The 18,194-nt window shown below is 72.5% G+C and carries 17 protein-coding genes and 2 tRNA genes; 12 read left to right on the top strand and 7 right to left on the bottom strand.

Features of this window, described 5'->3' with window-relative positions:
* Positions 1–99 precede the first annotated feature (99 nt).
* Positions 100–837: a hypothetical protein gene (locus BGP79_RS04600; protein WP_083701573.1), complete on the bottom strand. Its 738-nt coding sequence runs from the start codon at positions 835–837 to the stop codon at positions 100–102.
* A gap of 224 nt (positions 838–1,061) precedes the next feature.
* Between BGP79_RS04600 and BGP79_RS04595 the strand changes: the two genes are divergently transcribed.
* The 9 genes from BGP79_RS04595 to BGP79_RS04555 all read left to right on the top strand — a co-directional run bounded on the left by BGP79_RS04595 (position 1,062) and on the right by BGP79_RS04555 (position 9,975).
* Positions 1,062–1,763: a response regulator transcription factor gene (locus BGP79_RS04595; protein WP_076693481.1), complete on the top strand. Its 702-nt coding sequence runs from the start codon at positions 1,062–1,064 to the stop codon at positions 1,761–1,763.
* A 280-nt stretch (positions 1,764–2,043) separates the two neighbouring features.
* Positions 2,044–3,069, top strand: a complete 1,026-nt coding sequence (mshD, locus tag BGP79_RS04590) for a mycothiol synthase (RefSeq protein WP_076693480.1) — start codon at positions 2,044–2,046, stop codon at positions 3,067–3,069.
* Positions 3,070–3,108: 39 nt separating this feature from the next.
* A complete protein-coding gene (locus BGP79_RS04585; protein WP_076693479.1) occupies positions 3,109–5,385 on the top strand; it encodes an RNA degradosome polyphosphate kinase in 2,277 nt (758 codons plus the stop codon).
* 48 nt (positions 5,386–5,433) lie between these two features.
* Complete coding sequence (locus BGP79_RS04580; RefSeq protein ID WP_076693478.1) at positions 5,434–6,378, top strand: NUDIX hydrolase; 945 nt, start codon at positions 5,434–5,436, stop codon at positions 6,376–6,378.
* A gap of 83 nt (positions 6,379–6,461) precedes the next feature.
* Positions 6,462–7,280 (top strand): thymidylate synthase, encoded by an 819-nt coding sequence (locus BGP79_RS04575; RefSeq protein WP_076693477.1) that lies wholly within the window; start codon positions 6,462–6,464, stop codon positions 7,278–7,280.
* Between the two features lie 46 nt (positions 7,281–7,326).
* Complete coding sequence (locus BGP79_RS04570; RefSeq protein ID WP_076693476.1) at positions 7,327–7,650, top strand: GNAT family N-acetyltransferase; 324 nt, start codon at positions 7,327–7,329, stop codon at positions 7,648–7,650.
* Positions 7,647–8,225 (top strand): dihydrofolate reductase, encoded by a 579-nt coding sequence (locus BGP79_RS04565; RefSeq protein ID WP_233121120.1) that lies wholly within the window; start codon positions 7,647–7,649, stop codon positions 8,223–8,225. The genes BGP79_RS04570 and BGP79_RS04565 overlap by 4 nt, the downstream gene beginning before the upstream one ends.
* A gap of 58 nt (positions 8,226–8,283) precedes the next feature.
* The gene (asd, locus tag BGP79_RS04560; RefSeq protein ID WP_076693475.1) at positions 8,284–9,474 is read left to right on the top strand and encodes an aspartate-semialdehyde dehydrogenase; all 1,191 of its coding nucleotides are present in this window, start codon (positions 8,284–8,286) and stop codon (positions 9,472–9,474) included.
* A gap of 78 nt (positions 9,475–9,552) precedes the next feature.
* The gene (locus BGP79_RS04555) at positions 9,553–9,975 is read left to right on the top strand and encodes a hypothetical protein (protein WP_076693474.1); all 423 of its coding nucleotides are present in this window, start codon (positions 9,553–9,555) and stop codon (positions 9,973–9,975) included.
* A gap of 31 nt (positions 9,976–10,006) precedes the next feature.
* On the opposite strand, the gene BGP79_RS04550 is transcribed toward BGP79_RS04555, so the two are convergent.
* The 3 genes from BGP79_RS04550 to BGP79_RS04540 are packed head-to-tail and all read right to left on the bottom strand — an operon-like array spanning position 10,007 to position 11,954.
* On the bottom strand, positions 10,007–11,080 hold the full coding sequence (locus BGP79_RS04550) for a UDP-N-acetylmuramate dehydrogenase (RefSeq protein WP_076693473.1): 1,074 nt from the start codon (positions 11,078–11,080) through the stop codon (positions 10,007–10,009).
* Complete coding sequence (locus BGP79_RS04545) at positions 11,077–11,508, bottom strand: MaoC/PaaZ C-terminal domain-containing protein (protein WP_076693472.1); 432 nt, start codon at positions 11,506–11,508, stop codon at positions 11,077–11,079. Before BGP79_RS04545 ends, BGP79_RS04550 begins: the two co-directional genes overlap by 4 nt.
* Positions 11,505–11,954, bottom strand: a complete 450-nt coding sequence (locus BGP79_RS04540; protein WP_076693814.1) for a MaoC family dehydratase N-terminal domain-containing protein — start codon at positions 11,952–11,954, stop codon at positions 11,505–11,507. Before BGP79_RS04540 ends, BGP79_RS04545 begins: the two co-directional genes overlap by 4 nt.
* A 127-nt stretch (positions 11,955–12,081) precedes the next feature.
* Here BGP79_RS04540 and BGP79_RS04535 point away from each other — a divergent pair, with 127 nt between their 5' ends.
* Complete coding sequence (locus BGP79_RS04535) at positions 12,082–12,957, top strand: potassium channel family protein (protein WP_076693471.1); 876 nt, start codon at positions 12,082–12,084, stop codon at positions 12,955–12,957.
* Between the two features lie 7 nt (positions 12,958–12,964).
* Here the strand turns inward: BGP79_RS04535 and BGP79_RS04530 are convergent.
* The 3 genes from BGP79_RS04530 to BGP79_RS04520 all read right to left on the bottom strand — a co-directional run bounded on the left by BGP79_RS04530 (position 12,965) and on the right by BGP79_RS04520 (position 15,238).
* Positions 12,965–13,038, bottom strand: a tRNA-Met gene (locus tag BGP79_RS04530).
* Positions 13,039–13,096: 58 nt separating this feature from the next.
* Positions 13,097–13,168, bottom strand: a tRNA-Thr gene (locus BGP79_RS04525).
* A gap of 102 nt (positions 13,169–13,270) precedes the next feature.
* On the bottom strand, positions 13,271–15,238 hold the full coding sequence (locus tag BGP79_RS04520; RefSeq protein ID WP_083701572.1) for a DEAD/DEAH box helicase: 1,968 nt from the start codon (positions 15,236–15,238) through the stop codon (positions 13,271–13,273).
* A gap of 465 nt (positions 15,239–15,703) precedes the next feature.
* Here BGP79_RS04520 and BGP79_RS04515 point away from each other — a divergent pair, with 465 nt between their 5' ends.
* Together BGP79_RS04515 and BGP79_RS04510 are read left to right on the top strand one after the other, a co-directional pair.
* Positions 15,704–16,867, top strand: a complete 1,164-nt coding sequence (locus tag BGP79_RS04515; protein ID WP_076693470.1) for an SLC13 family permease — start codon at positions 15,704–15,706, stop codon at positions 16,865–16,867.
* 130 nt (positions 16,868–16,997) lie between these two features.
* A complete protein-coding gene (locus BGP79_RS04510) occupies positions 16,998–18,188 on the top strand; it encodes a DNA-3-methyladenine glycosylase (protein ID WP_233121117.1) in 1,191 nt (396 codons plus the stop codon).
* The last annotated feature ends 6 nt before the right edge of the window (positions 18,189–18,194 follow it).

Genomic DNA, 18,194 nt, shown 5'->3' with positions numbered 1-18,194 from the left:
CAGATAGAAGATCTCGAGGGCAACAATCGACATGCTGTCAGGGTACACGCGGCGCGGGCGCGACCCGTCGTCGATGACGGCCCGACACGCGTGCGCGGGTCACGCGGCGAGCAGCAGCTGGGCCCCGTAGACGGCCGAGCCGGCCGCGAGCACCGGGCCGACCCCGACGGCCACGGCGCCCAGCCTGGTGCGGGGCCCGCCGTCGGCGAGCACCATGCGGCGGAAGGTCGCCACCACCAGACCGGCGACGGCGCCGAGCACCGTGGCGACGCCGGCGCTCGGCTCGTGCAGCAGGAGGGCGAGCAGCGGGGCGACGGCCGTGGCCACGAGGACGCACAGCGGGTCGATGACGCGGTCCGGCCACGGGACGGCCGCCATCACCACGGCGACCATGGCCGCGACGGCGGTCGTGCCGATCAGGGCGACGTGGGCGTCCGTGGCCACCCGGAGCGAACCCACCCAGCCCGAGCCGAGGGCCGTCAGCACCACGCCGGAGGAGGAGGCCACCAACGACTCGAGCCGCCGCTCGGCGCCCGTGCCCCGCACCAGCTCGATCAGGAACACGGCGATGACGCCGACGGCGGCGATCAGCCCGGTCCAGGTCAGGAAGGCGCCGGGCAGGCGGGCAGCGGTCAGGACGGAGACGATCCCCACGACCGCGATCACCACGCTGTGGGCGCGGGCGGCGGTCAGGCCCTGCAGGCGCACCCAGCCGACGCCGGTGACGACCGCGGCGACGGCGACGAACACCACCAGCGCCCCGACGCCCAGAGCGGCGGCCGCGACGAGCCCGAGCAGGGTCAACAGAGCGGCGGCGCAGACGATGTTCAGCCTCACCCCCTCATCCTCCCAGCCCGGAGGCGGATTCGGTGACCCGACCTCGGCGCACGGGACGCCGGCTCCCTCACCGCCGCGAGCGCATCGCGTGCGTCACGGTGCCGGGCCCCCATACGAGGCGCCTCGTATACTGAGGGGGTCCTGGCCTCCCGCGCGGAGGTTCGGCGCCGATGACCGACGTGTCCGACGATGCGCGCGTGAGACCTCGACCGACGGAGGCAGAAATGTCGCACCTCCTGCTCCTCACCAACAGCACCGGGTCCTCCGTGGACGTGTTGCCGGCCCTCGAGCTGCTCAACCACCGGGTGCACATCCTCCCGGCCGAGCCGACCGCCCTCCTCGAGACGGAGCCGTGCGACGTCGTCCTGCTCGACGCCCGCCGCGACCTGGTCGGCGCCCGCGCGCTCGCCCAGCTGCTCAAGGCCACCGGCCTGAGCGCTCCCCTCATGCTGGTCCTGACGGAGGGTGGCATGGCCGCGGTCTCGACCGCGTGGCAGGCCGACGACGTCGTCCTCGACTCGGCCGGACCCGCCGAGGTGGAAGCCCGGCTGCGCCTGGCCGTCACCCGGACCGACGCCGCGACCGAGGACACCGGGGAGATCCGCGCCGGTGGCGTCGTCATCGACGAGGCGAGCTACACCGCCCGGGTCTCCGGCGAGATCCTGAACCTGACCTACAAGGAGTTCGAGCTCCTCAAGTACCTCGCCCAGCACCCGGGCCGGGTCTTCACCCGCAGCCAGCTGCTGCACGAGGTGTGGGGCTACGACTACTACGGCGGCACCCGCACGGTGGACGTGCACGTGCGGCGGCTGCGCGCCAAGCTCGGCCCCGATCACGAGACGCTGATCGGCACCGTGCGCAACGTCGGCTACCGGTTCGCGCCCACCCGGATGGACGAGGACGCCCTGGAGGGCGCCGACGTCTGACGCCGGATCAGCGACGGAGACGACGAAGGGCCCGACCGGATGGTCGGGCCCTTCGTCGTCTGATGCTCGGTACTGGTGGAGGACATACGGGTCGAACGTATCGAGGGCACCCCACTGGTGCATCCCCCTCGTCCCATGACGGGAACGGTTCCCGACCCTAGCCCACCCCCGCCGACCGGCGCAAACCGTGACCGGAGTCCACCCTCGGCGCGACCAGCGCCGCCCAGGCAGGCGCACGCGCCGGTTGCGCCCGGCGCGCGGATCGCCTAGGCAGGAGGGCATGAGCACCCGCTGGCACCTCGACATCGTCCGGTCCCGTCCCACCGACGCGCAGCTCGAGCAGCTGGGGCGTCTCGCCGGCGCGGCCCGCGCCGCGGACGGCCATCCGCCGTTCTCCGACCAGACGCTGGTCAGCCTGCGGGCCGGCGACGGGGACGGCCGCCGGGTCACGACCCTGCTGGCCTCCGACGACGACGGGACGGCCGGCGAGGCGGGCCGTCCGCAGGACGCCGACGCGAGCACGACCACCCTCGCCGGGGCGGCCGTGCTCGTCGCCGACAGGGACGGTGCTCCCCTGCTCGAACTGGTGGTCGACCCCGCGCGCCGCCGCGACGGCGCCGGTTCGGCCCTGCTGCGCGCCGCGGCCGATCTGCCCGATCTGCCCGGCGAGGCCGAGAACGCGGGTGCGGACGTGCGGGCCTGGTCGCACGGGGACCACCCCGCCGGCCGGGTGCTGGCCGCGGAGCACGGCTACGCCGTCGTGCGTGAACTGTGGCGGATGAGCGCACCGGTGGGCGACGTCGTCCCGGACCCCGCGGAGATCGCCCCGCCCGAGGGCGTCCGGCTGCGCTCCTTCCGGCCCGGCGACGAGAACGCCCTGCTCGAACTCAATCGCGCCGCCTTCGCCCACCACCCCGAGCAGGGGTCCCTGAGTGCGACCGACCTGACCGACCTGATGGCGCAGCCGTGGTTCGACGCCGCCGGGCTGTTCCTCGCCGAGCGCGACACCGAGGGGTCCGACGGCGCGCTGCTCGGGTTCCACTGGACCAAGATCGACCCCGCCGAGCCGGGCGAGGGCGAGGTGTACGTCCTCGGCGTCCACCCGCAGGCGCAGGGGCTCGGCCTCGGCCGGGTGCTCACCGCGGTCGGCCTCGCGCACCTGCGCGACCGCGGTGTCGCGACCGTCACCCTGTACGTCGACGCCGACAACACCGCGGCGGTCCGGCTCTACACCGGGATGGGCTTCACCCGCGCCGACGTGGACGTCCAGTACGCCCCGGCCGTCGCCCCCGGTGGCAGACAGTAATCTGGAATCGATCCCGGATCCCCCTGCGACAGGAAGCTCATGGAACAGCAGTCATCGGTCGACGGCACGGCGCAGGTGGACGGCACGGCCCAGGCGGACACCACCGTGGCGGTGGACGGCGTCGCCCCGTTCGACTTCTCCGAGGTGGCCGCAGCGCGCGCGACGCAGGACCGCATCGACATCCCCGAGTTCGCGCCCACGCTCGTCCCGGCCGGTGACGTCGGGCCGGAGCGGTTCCTGGACCGCGAGCTGAGCTGGCTGGCGTTCAACGCGCGCGTGCTCGAGCTCGCCGAGGATCCCAGCCTGTTCCTGCTCGAGCGGGTCACCTTCCTCTCGATCTTCGCGTCCAACCTCGACGAGTTCTTCATGGTGCGGGTGGCCGGGCTGAAGCGCCGGATCGCCGCCGGCCTGGCGGTGCCCTCCCCCGCGGGCCTGAGCCCGCTGGAGGTGCTCGACCAGATCTCCGAGAAGGCGCACGAGCTGATGCAGCGCCACGCCGCCGTCTTCACCGACCAGATCCAGCCCGCCCTCGAGCAGGAGTCCATCCTGTTGACCTCGTGGGACGAGCTGAACGACGTCGAACAGGCCCGGCTCACGGACTTCTTCGTCCAGAAGGTGTTCCCCATCCTGACCCCGCTCGCGGTGGACCCGGCGCACCCGTTCCCCTACATCTCCGGGCTCTCGCTCAACCTCGCCGTCATCGTGCGCAACCCGCTGACGGGCAAGGACCTCTTCGCCCGGCTCAAGGTGCCGGATCAACTGCCCCGGCTGATCTCCGTCGACGGGCCGCGGGCCGGTCACGCGCCGGGCCGCACCGCGCGGTTCATCCCGCTCGAGGACGTCATCGCCGAGCACCTGGGGGAACTGTTCCCGGGGATGGAGGTGCTCGAGAAGCACACGTTCCGGGTGACCCGCAACGAGGATCTCGAGGTGGAGGAGGACGACGCCGAGAACCTCCTGCAGGCCCTGGAGAAGGAACTGCTGCGCCGCCGGTTCGGCCCGCCGGTGCGCCTGGAGGTGCGCACCGACATCAACCCGAGTGTGCGCCGGCTGCTCGAGCGCGAGCTCGGCGTCGAGGAGCACGAGGTGTACGCCCTGTCCGGGCTGCTGGACCTGCGCGGCCTCGGCGTGATCGCGAAGATCGACCGGTCCGACCTGCACTACCCGAAGGCCGTCCCCCACACCAACCGGGACCTGAACGAGAGCGAGACGGCGAAGGCAGCCAACGTGTTCGCCGCGATGCGCCGGCGCGACATCCTGCTGCACCACCCCTACGACTCGTTCTCCACCAGCGTGCAGGCGTTCCTCGAGCAGGCGGCCGCGGACAAGCGGGTGCAGGCCATCAAGCAGACCCTGTATCGCACGTCGGGCGACTCCCCGATCGTCGACGCCCTCGTGGACGCCGCGGAGGCCGGCAAGCAGGTCCTGGCCCTGGTGGAGATCAAGGCCCGGTTCGACGAGCAGGCGAACATCTCGTGGGCCCGCAAGCTCGAGCAGGCGGGCGTGCACGTCGTCTACGGCATCGTCGGCCTGAAGACCCACTGCAAGCTCTCCCTCGTGGTGCGGCAGGAGAGCGACGGGCTGCGCCGGTACTGCCACATCGGCACCGGCAACTACCACCCGTCCACGGCCCGCTACTACGAGGACATGGGCCTGCTGACCTCCGACCCGCAGGTCGGCGAGGACCTGTCCCGGCTGTTCAACCAGCTCTCCGGCTACGCGCCCCGCTCGACGTTCAAGCGGCTGCTGGTCGCCCCGCGGTCCCTGCGCTCCGGGCTGATCGACCGGATCGAGAAGGAGATCACGAACCGGCGGGCCGGGCTGGCCGCGCGGATCCAGATCAAGGTCAACTCGATGGTGGACGAGGCGATCATCGACGCGCTGTACCGGGCCTCGCAGGCCGGGGTCGTCGTCGACGTCATCGTCCGCGGCATCTGCTCCCTGCGTCCCGGTGTGCCGGGTCTGAGCGAGAACATCACGGTGCGCTCGATCCTCGGCCGGTTCCTCGAGCACTCCCGGGTCTTCGCCTTCGCCAACGGCGGCAACCCGGTCGTCTACATCGGGTCCGCCGACATGATGCACCGCAACCTGGACCGCCGCGTCGAGGCCCTCGTGCAGCTGAAGTCCCCCACCCAGGTCCGCGACGTCACCACCCTGCTCGACCGCTACATCGACGAGGGCACCTCGAGCTGGCACCTGGACAGCGACGGCGAGTGGGCGCGCCACTCCCGCGCCGCGGACGGCACCGCGCTGACCGACATCCAGTCCATGCTGCTGGAGATGCGGGCGCACCCGCGGGCGGCGTCGATCCGATGAGTTCCACCGTCGATCCCCGCGAGACAGCTCCCCACCCGAGGCGCCCCGGTGCCTGACGCCGGTTCCCGCCACGGCGTCGTTCTCGCTGCGGGCGCCCTGTGCTGGCGGCTGCGCGGAGGGGAGCTGGAGGTGCTGCTCATCCACCGGCCCCGCTACGACGACTGGTCCTGGCCGAAGGGCAAGCAGGACCACGGCGAGACGCTGCCCGAGACCGCGGTCCGCGAGGTGGAGGAGGAGGCCGGGGTGCGGATCACCCTGGGCATCCCGCTGCCCACCGCCACCTATCCCGTTTCCGCCGGCCGCAAGGACGTTTCCTACTGGGCGGCGCAGCTGCACGCCGCGACCGTCGCCGAGCCGGACGGCAAGGAGGTGGACCGGGTGCGCTGGGCCGCCCCGGCCGCGGCCGCGAAGCTGCTGACCAACCCGACGGACCGGGAACCGCTCGAGGCGCTGCTCGCGGCGCACGCGGCGGGCACGCTGCAGACCCGCGAGGTCCTCGTCATCCGCCACGCCAAGGCCAAGCCCCGTTCCGGCTGGACCCATGCCGAGGGGCAGCGCCCGCTCGCCGCGACCGGCCGCCGCCAGGCGCACGCGCTCGCCGACCTGCTCATCGCGTGGCGCCCGCGCCGGATCGTCACGAGCCCCTGGCTGCGCTGCACCCAGACGATCTCGCCCTACGCGAAGGCGCACGACGTCAAGGTCAGCACGGAGTCGGCCCTCACCGAGGCGAACGCCCGGCGCAAGCCCCGTCGGGCCGCGGCCGCGATCGAGAAGGTGCTGGAGAAGACCCGGCCGATGGCCGTGTGCACGCACCGGCCGGTGCTGCCGGTGGTGCTCGAGGTCCTCGCCGCGCACGCGCCGGCGGACCTGGCACGGCAGCTGCCGGACGCCGATCCGTACCTGAGCCCGGGCGAGGTGCTCGTGGTGCACCTGAGTGTGGCCGAGCCGGGCCGCATCGTCGCCCTCGAGCGTCACCAGCCGTTCGACGACTGAGCGTTCTCGCCGCATCCCGGGTACGGACCGTGCTCCGAGCGGCGTCGACCGTCGGCGCGACGCACCGTCCTAGACTGGTCGTCGTGAGCATCCCGACGCCGTACGAAGATCTGCTGCGTGAGGTCCTGGAGCAGGGCACCCCGAAATCCGATCGGACCGGTACCGGCACCCGCAGCGTGTTCGGCCGGCAACTGCGGTTCGACCTCGCCGACTCGTTCCCGCTGATCACCACCAAGCGGGTCCACGTCAAGTCGGTGGCCCTCGAACTGCTCTGGTTCCTGCGCGGCGAGTCGAACGTGCGCTGGCTGCAGGAGCGCGGCGTGCGGATCTGGAACGAGTGGGCCGACGAGGACGGCGAGCTGGGACCGGTGTACGGCGTGCAGTGGCGCTCGTGGCCCACCCCCGACGGCCGGCACATCGACCAGATCAGTCAGGTCGTCGAGTCGCTGAAGACGACGCCGGACTCGCGGCGGCACATCGTCTCCGCCTGGAACGTGGCCGAGATCGAGAACATGGCGCTGCCCCCGTGCCACGCCTTCTTCCAGTTCTACGTCCAGCCGCAGCCCGAGGGCCCGGGGCAGCTCTCCTGCCAGCTGTACCAGCGCAGCGCCGACATGTTCCTCGGCGTCCCGTTCAACATCGCCTCCTACGCCCTGCTCACCCGCATGGTCGCCCAGCAGACGGACCTGCTGCCCGGGGAGTTCATCTGGACCGGCGGCGACTGCCACATCTACGACGACCACGTCGACCAGGTGACCGAGCAGCTCACCCGCGAGCCCTACCCCTACCCGCAGCTGCACCTGACCCGCCGGCCGGCGAGCATCCTCGACTACGAGTACGAGGACGTCGAGGTGGTCGACTACCAGCACCACCCCACCATCACGGCGCCCATCGCGGTCTGACACCCAGACCGGATCCGGTTCCACCACCCGCAACGGAGGCACGACGATGACGACGACGCCGGCACCGCCCCTGGACGCCGCCTGGGACGACCTGACCCTGGACGAGGACCACGACCGCGGGCGGTTCAACCTCCTCAAGGGCCCGACGTACCTCGGCTTCGTCGGGTACGCCGACCGCGAGGACGGCGCGATCGTCCTGCAGCACACGATCATCGCCGAGCAGTACGGGCGGCAGGGCTACGCGCGGGCCCTCGTGACCCTCGTCCTCGACCGGCTGCGCGAGCGCGGGGCGCGGATCGTGCCCGAGTGCAGCTACGTGCAGGACTACCTGCGCCGGTTCCCGCAGTACGGCGACCTGGTCACCGAGTGACGACCGGGGCTGGATCCTCCGGATCCGGGGCCACCGGGTCCGGCGCCGGCCGGCCGCCGGTCGGGATGATCTGGGCGCAGGCGCACGACGGCGTGATCGGCCGTGACGGCGGGATGCCGTGGCACGTGCCCGAGGACCTGCGCCACTTCACGACCAGCACGACGGGTCACCCCGTGATCATGGGCCGGACCACGTGGGAGTCCTTCCCCGACCGGTTCCGCCCCCTCCCGGAGCGCACCAACATCGTCCTGACCCGCAACCCGGACGTCGCACCCGAGGGCGCCGTCGTCGCCCGGGATCTCGACACCGCGCTGGAGGACGCCGCCCGCGCTCCCGGCGCGGACCGAGTGTGGGTGATCGGCGGCAACGCGGTGTTCACCGAGGCGGAGCAACTGGCGGACCTCGCCGTCGTCACCGACCTGGATCTCGCCGTCGACGGCGACACCGTCGCTCCCCGCCTCGGCGACGACTGGACGGCCGAGCGGTGGGAACCCGCGGACGGTTCGTGGCTGACGTCGACCGGTGGTACCCGCTACCGGTTCACCTGGTACCGGCGGCAGTCCTCCCCCGAGTGAGCACGCGCGTGACGCACCGCGCAGACCCCGCGGAGCGCGTTTCTCTACACTGGAGGACATGACCTCCCCCGCCGTCGCTCCCGCACGCCCCGCCCCCGACGCGCCGACCACGACCGTCGGTTTCGTCGGCTGGCGCGGCATGGTCGGCTCCGTCCTCATGCAGCGGATGCGCGAGGAAGGCGACTTCGCCGGCATCGACCCGGTGTTCTTCTCGACGTCGAACGCGGGCGGCCCCGCACCGTCGATCGCCGAGGGTGCTCCCGCCCTGCAGGACGCGCACGACCTGGCGGCGCTGGCGAAGCTGCCGATCATCGTCACCGCCCAGGGCGGGGACTACACCGCCGAGGTGCACCCGAAGCTGCGGGCCGCGGGCTGGGACGGGCTGTGGATCGACGCCGCTTCGACGTTGCGGCAGGCGGAGGACTCGGTCATCGTCCTCGACCCCGTCAACCGGTCCGTGATCGACCGTGCGCTCGCCGGCGGCATCAAGGACTTCATCGGCGGCAACTGCACCGTCTCCTGCATGCTGATGGGCCTGGGCGGCCTGTTCAAGGCCGGACTCGTCGAGTGGGGCACCGCGATGACGTACCAGGCCGCCTCCGGCGGCGGTGCCCGGCACATGCGCGAGCTGATCGACCAGTTCGGCGCCATCCACGGGGCGGTCGCGGACGAGCTCGCGGACCCGGCGTCCGCCATCCTCGAGATCGACCGCAAGGTCCTCGCCACCCAGCAGGACCCGGCCTTGGATGCCTCCCGCTTCGGGGTGCCGCTGGCCGGCTCGCTGATCCCCTGGATCGACGCGGACCTGGGCGACGGCATGTCGAAGGAGGAGTGGAAGGCCGGCGCGGAGACCAACAAGATCCTCGGCCTCGGGCAGCGCGGGCCCGGCGGGGTCCCCGGCAGCACCGCCATCCCCTTCGACAGCCTCTGCGTGCGCGTGGGCACCCTGCGCTGCCACTCCCAGGCGATCACCCTCAAGCTCACCCAGGACCTGCCGGTCGCCGAGATCGAGCGCATCATCGACGCGGACAACCCGTGGGCCCACGTGGTGCCCAACACCAAGGAGGACACCCTCCGCGAGCTGACCCCGGTGGCGGTGACCGGGACGATGGACATCCCCGTCGGCCGCATCCGCAAGCTCGCCATGGGGCCGGAGTACATCAGCGCGTTCACGGTCGGCGACCAGCTGCTCTGGGGCGCCGCGGAGCCGCTGCGCCGGATGCTGCGGATCGCCCTCGGCACCCTCTGAGCGTCCTCGGCGGCCCGACCGGGGCCCGCATCCGGCCCTGAGCGCAGTTCTGTCGGTGGCGGCGGCGAGGCTGTGGCCATGGAGTACCGCACCATCGACGACGCGCTGCACGGCTTCGTCGTCTCCTGCCTCGGCGGCAGGACCCTGCCCGCGGCCCGGCGGATCGTGGCCGTCGACGCCGCCCTGCGCCGCTACCTCGACACGGACGGCAGCGAGGCGCTGCTGCCGGACGAACGCGTGCTCGTCGAGCTCGAGCGCGATCTCGGCACCGCCGAACCGCTGGCCCGGCTGCTGCCGGCGGACCGGCTGCTGAGCCTGCTGCCCGGCTTCATCGCCGCGACCCCGTCGCCCACCGCGGTGCGTCGTGCCCGGCTGACCCAGGTGTGGCGCCTCGTCCAGTGGTTGCGCAGCCGCGATCTGCTCGACGTCGGCGAGCATGCCGAGGACATCGCCCGGATCCGGGAGGCTCTCGCCGCCGTCCGCATCTCCCGCTACCGGTGAGCGGGGTCAGCCGTGGGGATGCATCGCCGCGTCAGAGCGCCGTGCCGATCAGCAGCGGCTCGGGATGCAGGTCGACGCCGAACCGCTCCCGCACGCCGTCGCGGACCGCCCGGGCCACCGCGAGCACGTCGCCGGTGCTGGCCCCGCCCCGGTTCGTCACCGCGAGCGTGTGCTTGGTCGACAGACTCGCCCGCCCTCCGGCGAGCTCCTGCCCCGGCGTACCGGGCAGCCCGAAGCCCTTGGAGAAACCGGCCCGGTCGATCAGCCAGGCCGCGCTGAGCTTGACCTTGCCGTCGGCCGCCGGATAGCGGGGCGCGTCCTCGGGCAGGGCTGCCGCCTCGTCCTGGTCGACGATCGGGTTGGTGAAGAAGGACCCGGTGCTGAACGTGTCCCGGTCCTCCGGGTCCAGCACCATGCCCTTGCCCGCCCGCAGGCGCAGCACGGCCCGCCGCACGTCGGTTGCGTAGGCCTTCTCGCCGACCTCGACGTCGAGCGCGCGGGCCAGTTCGGCGTAGCGGATCGGCACGCTCATCCGGCCGATCGCGAGCTGGAAGTCGACGGTGAGCACGACGTAGCGGGGCGACCCGTCCACGGTGGTGCGCTTGAGCAGGGAGTCCCGGTAACCGAAGGCGAGGTCGTGGTTGAAGAGGGTGCGGACAGCATTGGTCTCCCGGTCCCAGCAGCGCACGCTCGCGATCGTCGCCGAGACGTCGGTGCCGTACGCTCCGACGTTCTGCACGGGGGTGGCACCGGTGGACCCGGGAATGCCGGAGAGCGCCTCCAGCCCGGAGTAGGCGTGCAGCACGGTGAACTGCACCAGGTCGTCCCACGGGTGCCCGGCGGCCACCCGGACGAAGACGCCGCCGCAGGTGTCCTCGGAGTCCACGCGGTGGCCGGTGCTGGCGATCTGCAGGACGGTCGCGTCCACGCCGCCGTCGTCGATCACCAGGTTGGATCCGCCGCCGACGATCAGCAGCCGCTCCCCGGCCGCATCGGCCTCCCGCACGGTCGCGATGATCTCGTCCTCGCTGCGGGCGGTGACGAGCCGCCGCGCCGGGCCGCCGGTGCCCAGGGTGGTCAGATCGGCCAGCTGCGTCCCCGTCACCAGATCCTGACCTGCGCCTGGGACCGGGCGAGCACGCGGGTGCCGTCGAGGCCGACCGTGAGGTCGACCCGGGCCACCTGGTTGTCCTCGTCGAGCGCGCCGATCGTGCCGCTGATCTGCAGCACCGCGCCGGGGCCGCCGTCCGTGTTGGCCACCGGCACCGGCTTGGTGAAGCGCGCCCGGTAGTCGACGACGGCGGCCGGGTTGCCGATCCAGTCGACGACGAGCTGCACGGCAGCGCCCATGGTGAACATGCCGTGCGCGATGACGCCGGGCAGTTCCACCGACGTCGCCACGTCCTCGTTCCAGTGGATGGGGTTGAAGTCACCGGAGGCGCCCGCGTAGCGCACCAGGTCCGCGCGGGTGATCTCGACGGTCCGCTCCCCGATGCTCGCGCCGACCTGAAGGTCGGCCCAGGTCACGCTCACGCGTCGTCCCCCCGCACGATCAGGGTCGAGGTGGCCGTGGCGACCTTCTCCCCCTCGACGGTGGCGATCTCGGCGCGCGTGGTGATCATCGCGCCCGCGGGCGTGGACCGCAGGGTGTCAACGTGCAGCTCGGCGGTCAGCTCGTCGCCGGCCTGGATCGGCTGGTGGTGGGTGAACTGCTGCTCGGCGTGGACGACGCGGGAGAAGTCGATGCCCGCGTCCTCGTCGGTGATCAGCTGCGCCTCGGCGCGCTGCGAGACGATGATCGCGAAGGTCGGCGGGGCGACGACGTCGCGGTAGCCCAGCTCCTGGGCGGCCTCCAGCTCGAAGTGCGCGGGGTGCGTCGCCTTGACCGCCCGGGCGAACTCGCCGATCTTCTCCCGGCCGACGGCGTACGGGCGCGTGGCCGGGTACACCCGCCCCTGCAGGTCCTGGTTCACTGGCACGTCGCGGTCCTCACGTCGTTCGTCACGGGCACCATCGAGCATAGCCAGTCGCGGGGCCGGGCGAGTGAGCCGACCGGCCCGCGCAGCACCGGTTCAGCCTGCGCGACGTCGGTCCTACCATGAGGGGGTGAACGGGCGCCGGCGGTTGACGCAGGCCGAGTGGCGGCACGCCACCGAATGGCCGCTGATCATCGCCGCCGTGCTCTACACCGCCGGTTTCGCGTGGCAGGTGATCGACGAGCCGCCGGGCGCGATCGGCGTCGCCCTCGAGGTGGCCCTGTGGCTGCTGTGGGCCGTGTTCGCCGCGGACTACGTCGTCATGATCGTCACCGCGCACGACCGCATGCGGTGGTTCGTCCGCAACCTGCACGAACTCCTGCTCGTGGTGCTGCCGATGTTCCGGCCGCTGCGGCTGCTCCGGCTGATCAGCGTCGCCATGATGCTCGAACGCCGGATCGGCCCGCGGATCCAGGGCCGGGTGTTCCTCTACGGCCTGTCCTCCGCTCTGCTGGTGGTCCTGATCGGCTCGATCGCCGTGCTCGACGCCGAGAAGCACGCTCCTGGGACGACGATCACGACCTTCGGGGACGCCCTGTGGTGGGCGGTCGTGACGATCACGACCGCCGGCTACGGCGACCTCTACCCCGTCACCGCGCTCGGGCGGCTGATCGCGGTGGGACTGATGATCAGCGGGATCGCCGTCATCGGCCTCGTCACCGCGACCCTCGCCTCGTGGCTGATGCAGCGGGTGGTGAGCGAGGAGATCGTCGAGGAGGTCACGGACGAGCAGGCGCCACTGCGGCGCGAGGTGGCCGCCCTGAGCGAGCAGGTCGCCCGGCTGAGCGCCCAGCTGGATCGCCTGACCGGTGACCGCCCGGGTCCTCCCGCGGCGAACGGTCAGCACGCCGACGACGCCGGCACCGATGCGGCCCAGGTCGATGCGTCCCAGGTCGTCCTGCCCCGGGGACGACGCAGGCCCCCGGCTGACGCCGAGGGCCTGTGAAAGGAAGTAGCGGTGCCGGGGCTCGATCCCGGGACCTCACGATTATGAGTCGTGCGCTCTGACCAACTGAGCTACACCGCCATTCACGGGAACGCCCGCGCCGCGTCTGCCGACGTACCGCGCGGGCGTGAACCGTGAGAGCCCCGACCGGGAATCGATCCCGGGACCTCCATCTTACCAAGATGGCGCTCTACCACTGAGCTATCGGGGCAACGATCGACTACTTTACCAGCGCGAACACGCCGGACGAAATCGACGTCCGACGGGCTCGGGCAGGGGCCGCCGACCGCGTCGTTCCGGGCGAGAAGGGCCCTCAGCCCTTCCGGTTCCAGGGCTTGTCGTTGCCCTTCCAGCTGCCGCCCTCGGATCCGCCGCCGCGCTTGCGGTCGGCCCGGTCCTCGCGACGCCGGAAGCCGTCCGCCTGTGTGGAACGGCCGGCGTGCCGGCTGCCCCCGCCACGCGGTCCGCGGTCCAGCTCGAGCTCGATCAGCTGGCCACCGATCCGGGTGCGGGACAGCGCCCGCAGGGTCTGCTCGGGCAGCTCCGCCGGCAGCTCGACCAGGGAGTGGTCGGACCGGATGTCGATGCCGCCGATGTCGGAGGAGTCGATGCCGCCCTCGTTGGCGATGGCGCCGACGATCGAGCCGGGCATCACCCGCTGGCGGCGCCCGACGGCGATCCGGTAGGTGGCCTTGCCGGCACCGGGGCCGCGGCCGGAGGTCCGGCCCCGGTCCTTGCCGGCGCGGGGACCCTTGGCCGGCAGCGGCGCGGGCTCCTCCATGAGCAGCGGGCGGCCGCCCTGGGCCATCACGGCGAGCGCCGCGGCGACCTCGACCGCGTCGACGTCCTGCTCGCGCACGTACTCCTCGACCAGGTCGCGGAAGACGCTCAGGTCCTCCGCCTGCCGGGTCTGGGTGATCTGCTCGGCGAAGCGCCCGATGCGGGTGCTGTTGACCGCGTCGACCGACGGCAGCGTCATCTGCTCGACCGGCTGGCGCGTGGCCCGCTCGATGGAGCGCAGCAGGTACTTCTCGCGCGGCGTCATGAACAGGATGGCGTCACCGGCACGCCCGGCGCGGCCGGTGCGGCCGATCCGGTGCACGTAGGACTCGGTGTCGTGCGGGATGTCGTAGTTGATCACGAGGCTGATCCGCTCGACGTCCAGCCCGCGAGCGGCGACGTCGGTGGCGACGAGCACGTCGACATTGCCGGCGCGCAGCGCGTCGACGGTCCGCTCGCGCTGGGTCTGCGGGATGTCGCCGTTGATGGCGGCGGCCGTGAAGCCCCGCGCGGTCAGCTTGTCGGCCAGTTCCTCGGTGGCGATCTTCGTGCGGACGAAGACGATGACGCCGTCGTACTCCTCCACCTCGAGCAGGCGGGTGATCGCGTCGAGCTTGTGCGGGTTCATCACCTGCACGTACCGCTGACGGATGTTGGCGCGCGTGGTGGTCTTCGCCGCGACGGTGATCTCCGCGGCGTTGTTCAGGTACTTCGCGGCGATCTTGCGGATGGCCGGCGGCATGGTCGCCGAGAACAGGGCCACCTGCTTCTCCGCCGGGGTGGAGGCGAGGATCGTCTCGACGTCCTCGGCGAACCCCATCCGCAGCATCTCGTCGGCCTCGTCCAGGACCACGTACTGCAGCCCGGTCAGGTCGAGCGAGCCCTTGCTGATGTGGTCGATGACGCGACCCGGGGTACCGACGACCACCTGGGCGCCGCGGCGCAGGCCGGCCAGCTGGGGGCCGTAGGGGGAGCCGCCGTAGACGGGCAGCACGGTGAAGCCCTTCAGGTGGGCGGCGTAGGTGGAGAACGCCTCGGCCACCTGCAGGGCCAGCTCGCGGGTCGGGGCCAGGACGAGCACCTGCGGGGAGGTGGCCGGGCCGTGGACGTCGGCCAGCTCGGCGAGCCTGGAAAGGGCGGGGACGGCGAAGGCGGCGGTCTTGCCGGTGCCCGTCTGGGCGAGGCCGACGACGTCGCGGCCCTCGAGCAGCGCCGGGATGGTGGCGGCCTGGATCGGCGAGGGGTTCTCGTAGCCGAGGTCGGTCAGGGCGGCCAGCACGCGGCCGTCGATGCCCAGGTCGGTGAAGCGGACCTGATCCGCGTCGTTGAGGTTGTCGGTGTCGCTCTTCTTGTCGCTGCCGTTCCCGGCGGCGTTCCCGGGCGCGTTCTCGGCGGCGGAGCGGTCCGCACCGCCGGACGTGGCGTCCGTGGACACGGCGGTCTCGGGCGACGCGGTGTCGGGGGTCGTGGTGGTCTCGGTGGTCGTGGTGTCCTCGGACATGGTCCTCATTCGTGAGCGCGGGAGATCACCGGCCCGATGGTGGGGCGGCGACGTCGTCGGTGGTGGCGTTGACCCGGCTGGGCTCGGGAGCCAGTGCAGAGCCGGCACGCTGCCGGCGGGCTGATGGCCCGCGCTTGTCCGATCACCAGGACCGGACGGACGGGCATGTCCGCGGATCGAAGGTCCGGCTCCAGCACGATGAGGAGCCGCGACGCGGGGACACGAGGAACGGGCGAACCGCCACGGGAAACATCTCCATTCTACAGACTGCGGGCCGTCCCGGACCGTGAGACGTGTCTCGTCCCTGGTCGGCAGGCAGCCCGGGGACGGCACCGTCGGCCACGCCGGTGCGCCCGGCGGTCGCCGCACCGGCGGCGACCCGCCCGCACGACGCCGGGTCCTCACCTCCGGGCGGGGACGCCGGCCTTATGCTGCCCGGGTGCATCCACCACGGCGGGACCACCCATGACGGCCGGGCGCGTCCTCACCGCCGCGGCCGTGCTGGCGGCCGCGCTCCTGCTGGTCACCGGCGCCCTGCCGGCCCGTGCCGCGCTGCAGCTGGCCGATCGCACCATCCCCATCCTCGTCTTCGTGGCCGCCATGACGGTCGTCACCGAACTGCTCGAGGCGGCCGGGCTGTTCCACCGGGTGGCGTACGGCGTCGCCCGGCTCGCTCGCGGCCGCACACCGGTGCTGTGGCTGCTGGTCGCCCTGCTCGGTGTCGTGACCACCGCCCTGTTCTCCCTGGACACGACCGCGGTGCTGCTGACCCCCGTCGTCGTCGTGGTGGCGCGGGCGTGTGGTCTGCCGGTGACGCCGTTCGCGCTGCTGTGCATCATGCTCGCGAACACGGGCTCCCTGTTCCTGCCGGTGTCCAATCTCACCAACCTGCTGGCGCAGCACCGGCTCTCCTGGTCGCCGGGTGCATTCCTCCTGGCGGCGGGGCTGCCGGCCGTCGTCGCCTGCGTCGTGCCGGTCGCCGTGCTCACCCTGGTGTACCGGCGCGCGGTGACCGGGACCTATACCCCTCCCGCATCGCGCCCGCTCGCCGATCCGGTCCTGCTGCGGATCAGCCAGGTGACGGTCGCGGTGCTCATGGTCGCCCTCGTCAGCGGCATGCCGGTGTGGATCCCCGCCGTCGCGGCCGCGACCGTCCTGCTCGTGGCGACGTCCCGCCGCACGCGGGTCATCCCGTCCCCGCGACTGGTGCCGTGGCGGATCCTGCTGCTCACCACCGCCCTGTTCGTCGCGGTCGAGACGGTGCACGCGCGCGGGCTGGATGCGGCACTGCAGTCGGCGGCCACCGGGGGCCGGGACGCCGGCTCACTCGCCCTGCTCGCCGCCCTCGCGGCCGTCAGCGCGAACGTGGCCAACAACCTGCCCGCCTACCTGCTGCTCGAACCCGCGGCCGGAGCCGACGCCGCGCGACTGCTGGCCCTGCTGATCGGCGTCAACGTGGGGCCCCTCGTCACACCGTGGGCCTCCCTGGCGACGATGCTGTGGCACCGCCGGCTCACGACCCTGGGCGAGTCGGTCAGCTGGGGCCGGTTCGCAGCGATCGGCGCGGTGATCGCCGTGCTCACCGTCGCCGCCTGCGTCCTCGCCCTGGCGCTCGTCCCCCCGGCGTGATCAGATCGACCGCGCCGGCCGCGCCGGCCGTCACCTCCGGCGGCGCGGTCCGAGACCCGGTGCGGTCCGGAGCTCGGTGCGATCCGGGCTCCGCTCGGGTTCTGTCGGCGTCCGGTGACACAATCGAGGCATGGCCCTGACCGTCCCCTCCCCCTTCGCCACCACGGGTTCGACCCGCGTGCGCGCCGTGGGCGAGCGCCGGGACGACGGGGTCGACACCGCTTCCGATCCGGCCACGGGGCACGCAACGGGGCACGCAACGGCGGAGCGGGTCCTGATGGACCGCGTGCTCACGACCGCGGACGAGGAAGCCGCGGCCGTGTTCCTGATTCCGGGCGGCTACGACCTGCGCGCGAGTCTCGGCATCCTCCAGCACGGCGTCCAGGATCCCAGCATGCGGCTCGACCCGGGCCGGGCAGCCGGCTGCTGGATGGCGTTCAACACCGACCACGGTCCCGCATCGCTGCGGCTGGACGCGCGCCGGGTCGCCGGTCAGCACCCGCCCGGCGCGGAGGGCGCTCTCGAGCCGGAGATCGTCGGGCCGGAGAGCGTCGTCGGGCCGGTGCATGTCCTCGTGCAGGCCCGGGCCTACGGTCCTGGCGCGGCCGACGCCCTGGCCGCGGTGCCCGCCCTGCTCGGTGCCCACGACGACTGGGCCGATCTGGACGGCGACGAGTTGGCCGGGCAGCTGCCCCGCTTCATCACGCGGACCCGGCGGGCTCGCCTGGACGTGCGTCTGCCGACCGCCGGGCGGATGCTCGACTTCGCCGTCATCGCCGTGCTGGGGCAGAAGATCACCGGCCTCGAGGCGAAGCGGGCGTGGCAGTACCTGGTGTCACGGTTCGGCTCGCCCGCCCCGGGTCCCGTTCCCGCCGGGCTGACCGTTCCGCCGACCGGCGAGCAGTGGCGACGGGTGCCGTCGTGGCACTGGCACCGCGCCGGCGTCGACCTCAGCCGGTCGACCACGATCCTGCGCCTGGCCCAGCGCGCCACCGCCCTGCAGCGGCTGGCCGCGCTGCCCTGCGGCGACGAGCTGGCCACCCGCCTGATGTCCATCCCCGGGATCGGGCCGTGGACCACGGCGGAGACCACGCAGCGCACGCACGGCGATCCGGACGCCGTCAGCGTCGGCGACTTCCACCTGGCCAAGGACGTCGGGTGGGCGTTCTCGGGTGCCGCCGTCGACGACGAGGGCATGATGCGCATCCTCGAACCCTGGACCGGCCACCGGCAGCGGGTCGTGCGGCTGATGTACCTCTCCGGCTTCCGGCGCCCCCGCTTCCACCCGCGACTGGCCCCGGCTGACCACCGCTTCCACTGACACGAT

It is taken from the genome of Tersicoccus sp. Bi-70 (assembly GCF_001968825.1).
GTDB lineage: Bacteria > Actinomycetota > Actinomycetes > Actinomycetales > Micrococcaceae > Tersicoccus.
Note: the sequence above shows the minus strand (reverse complement) of the source record. Positions and strands in the feature narration are given on the sequence as shown.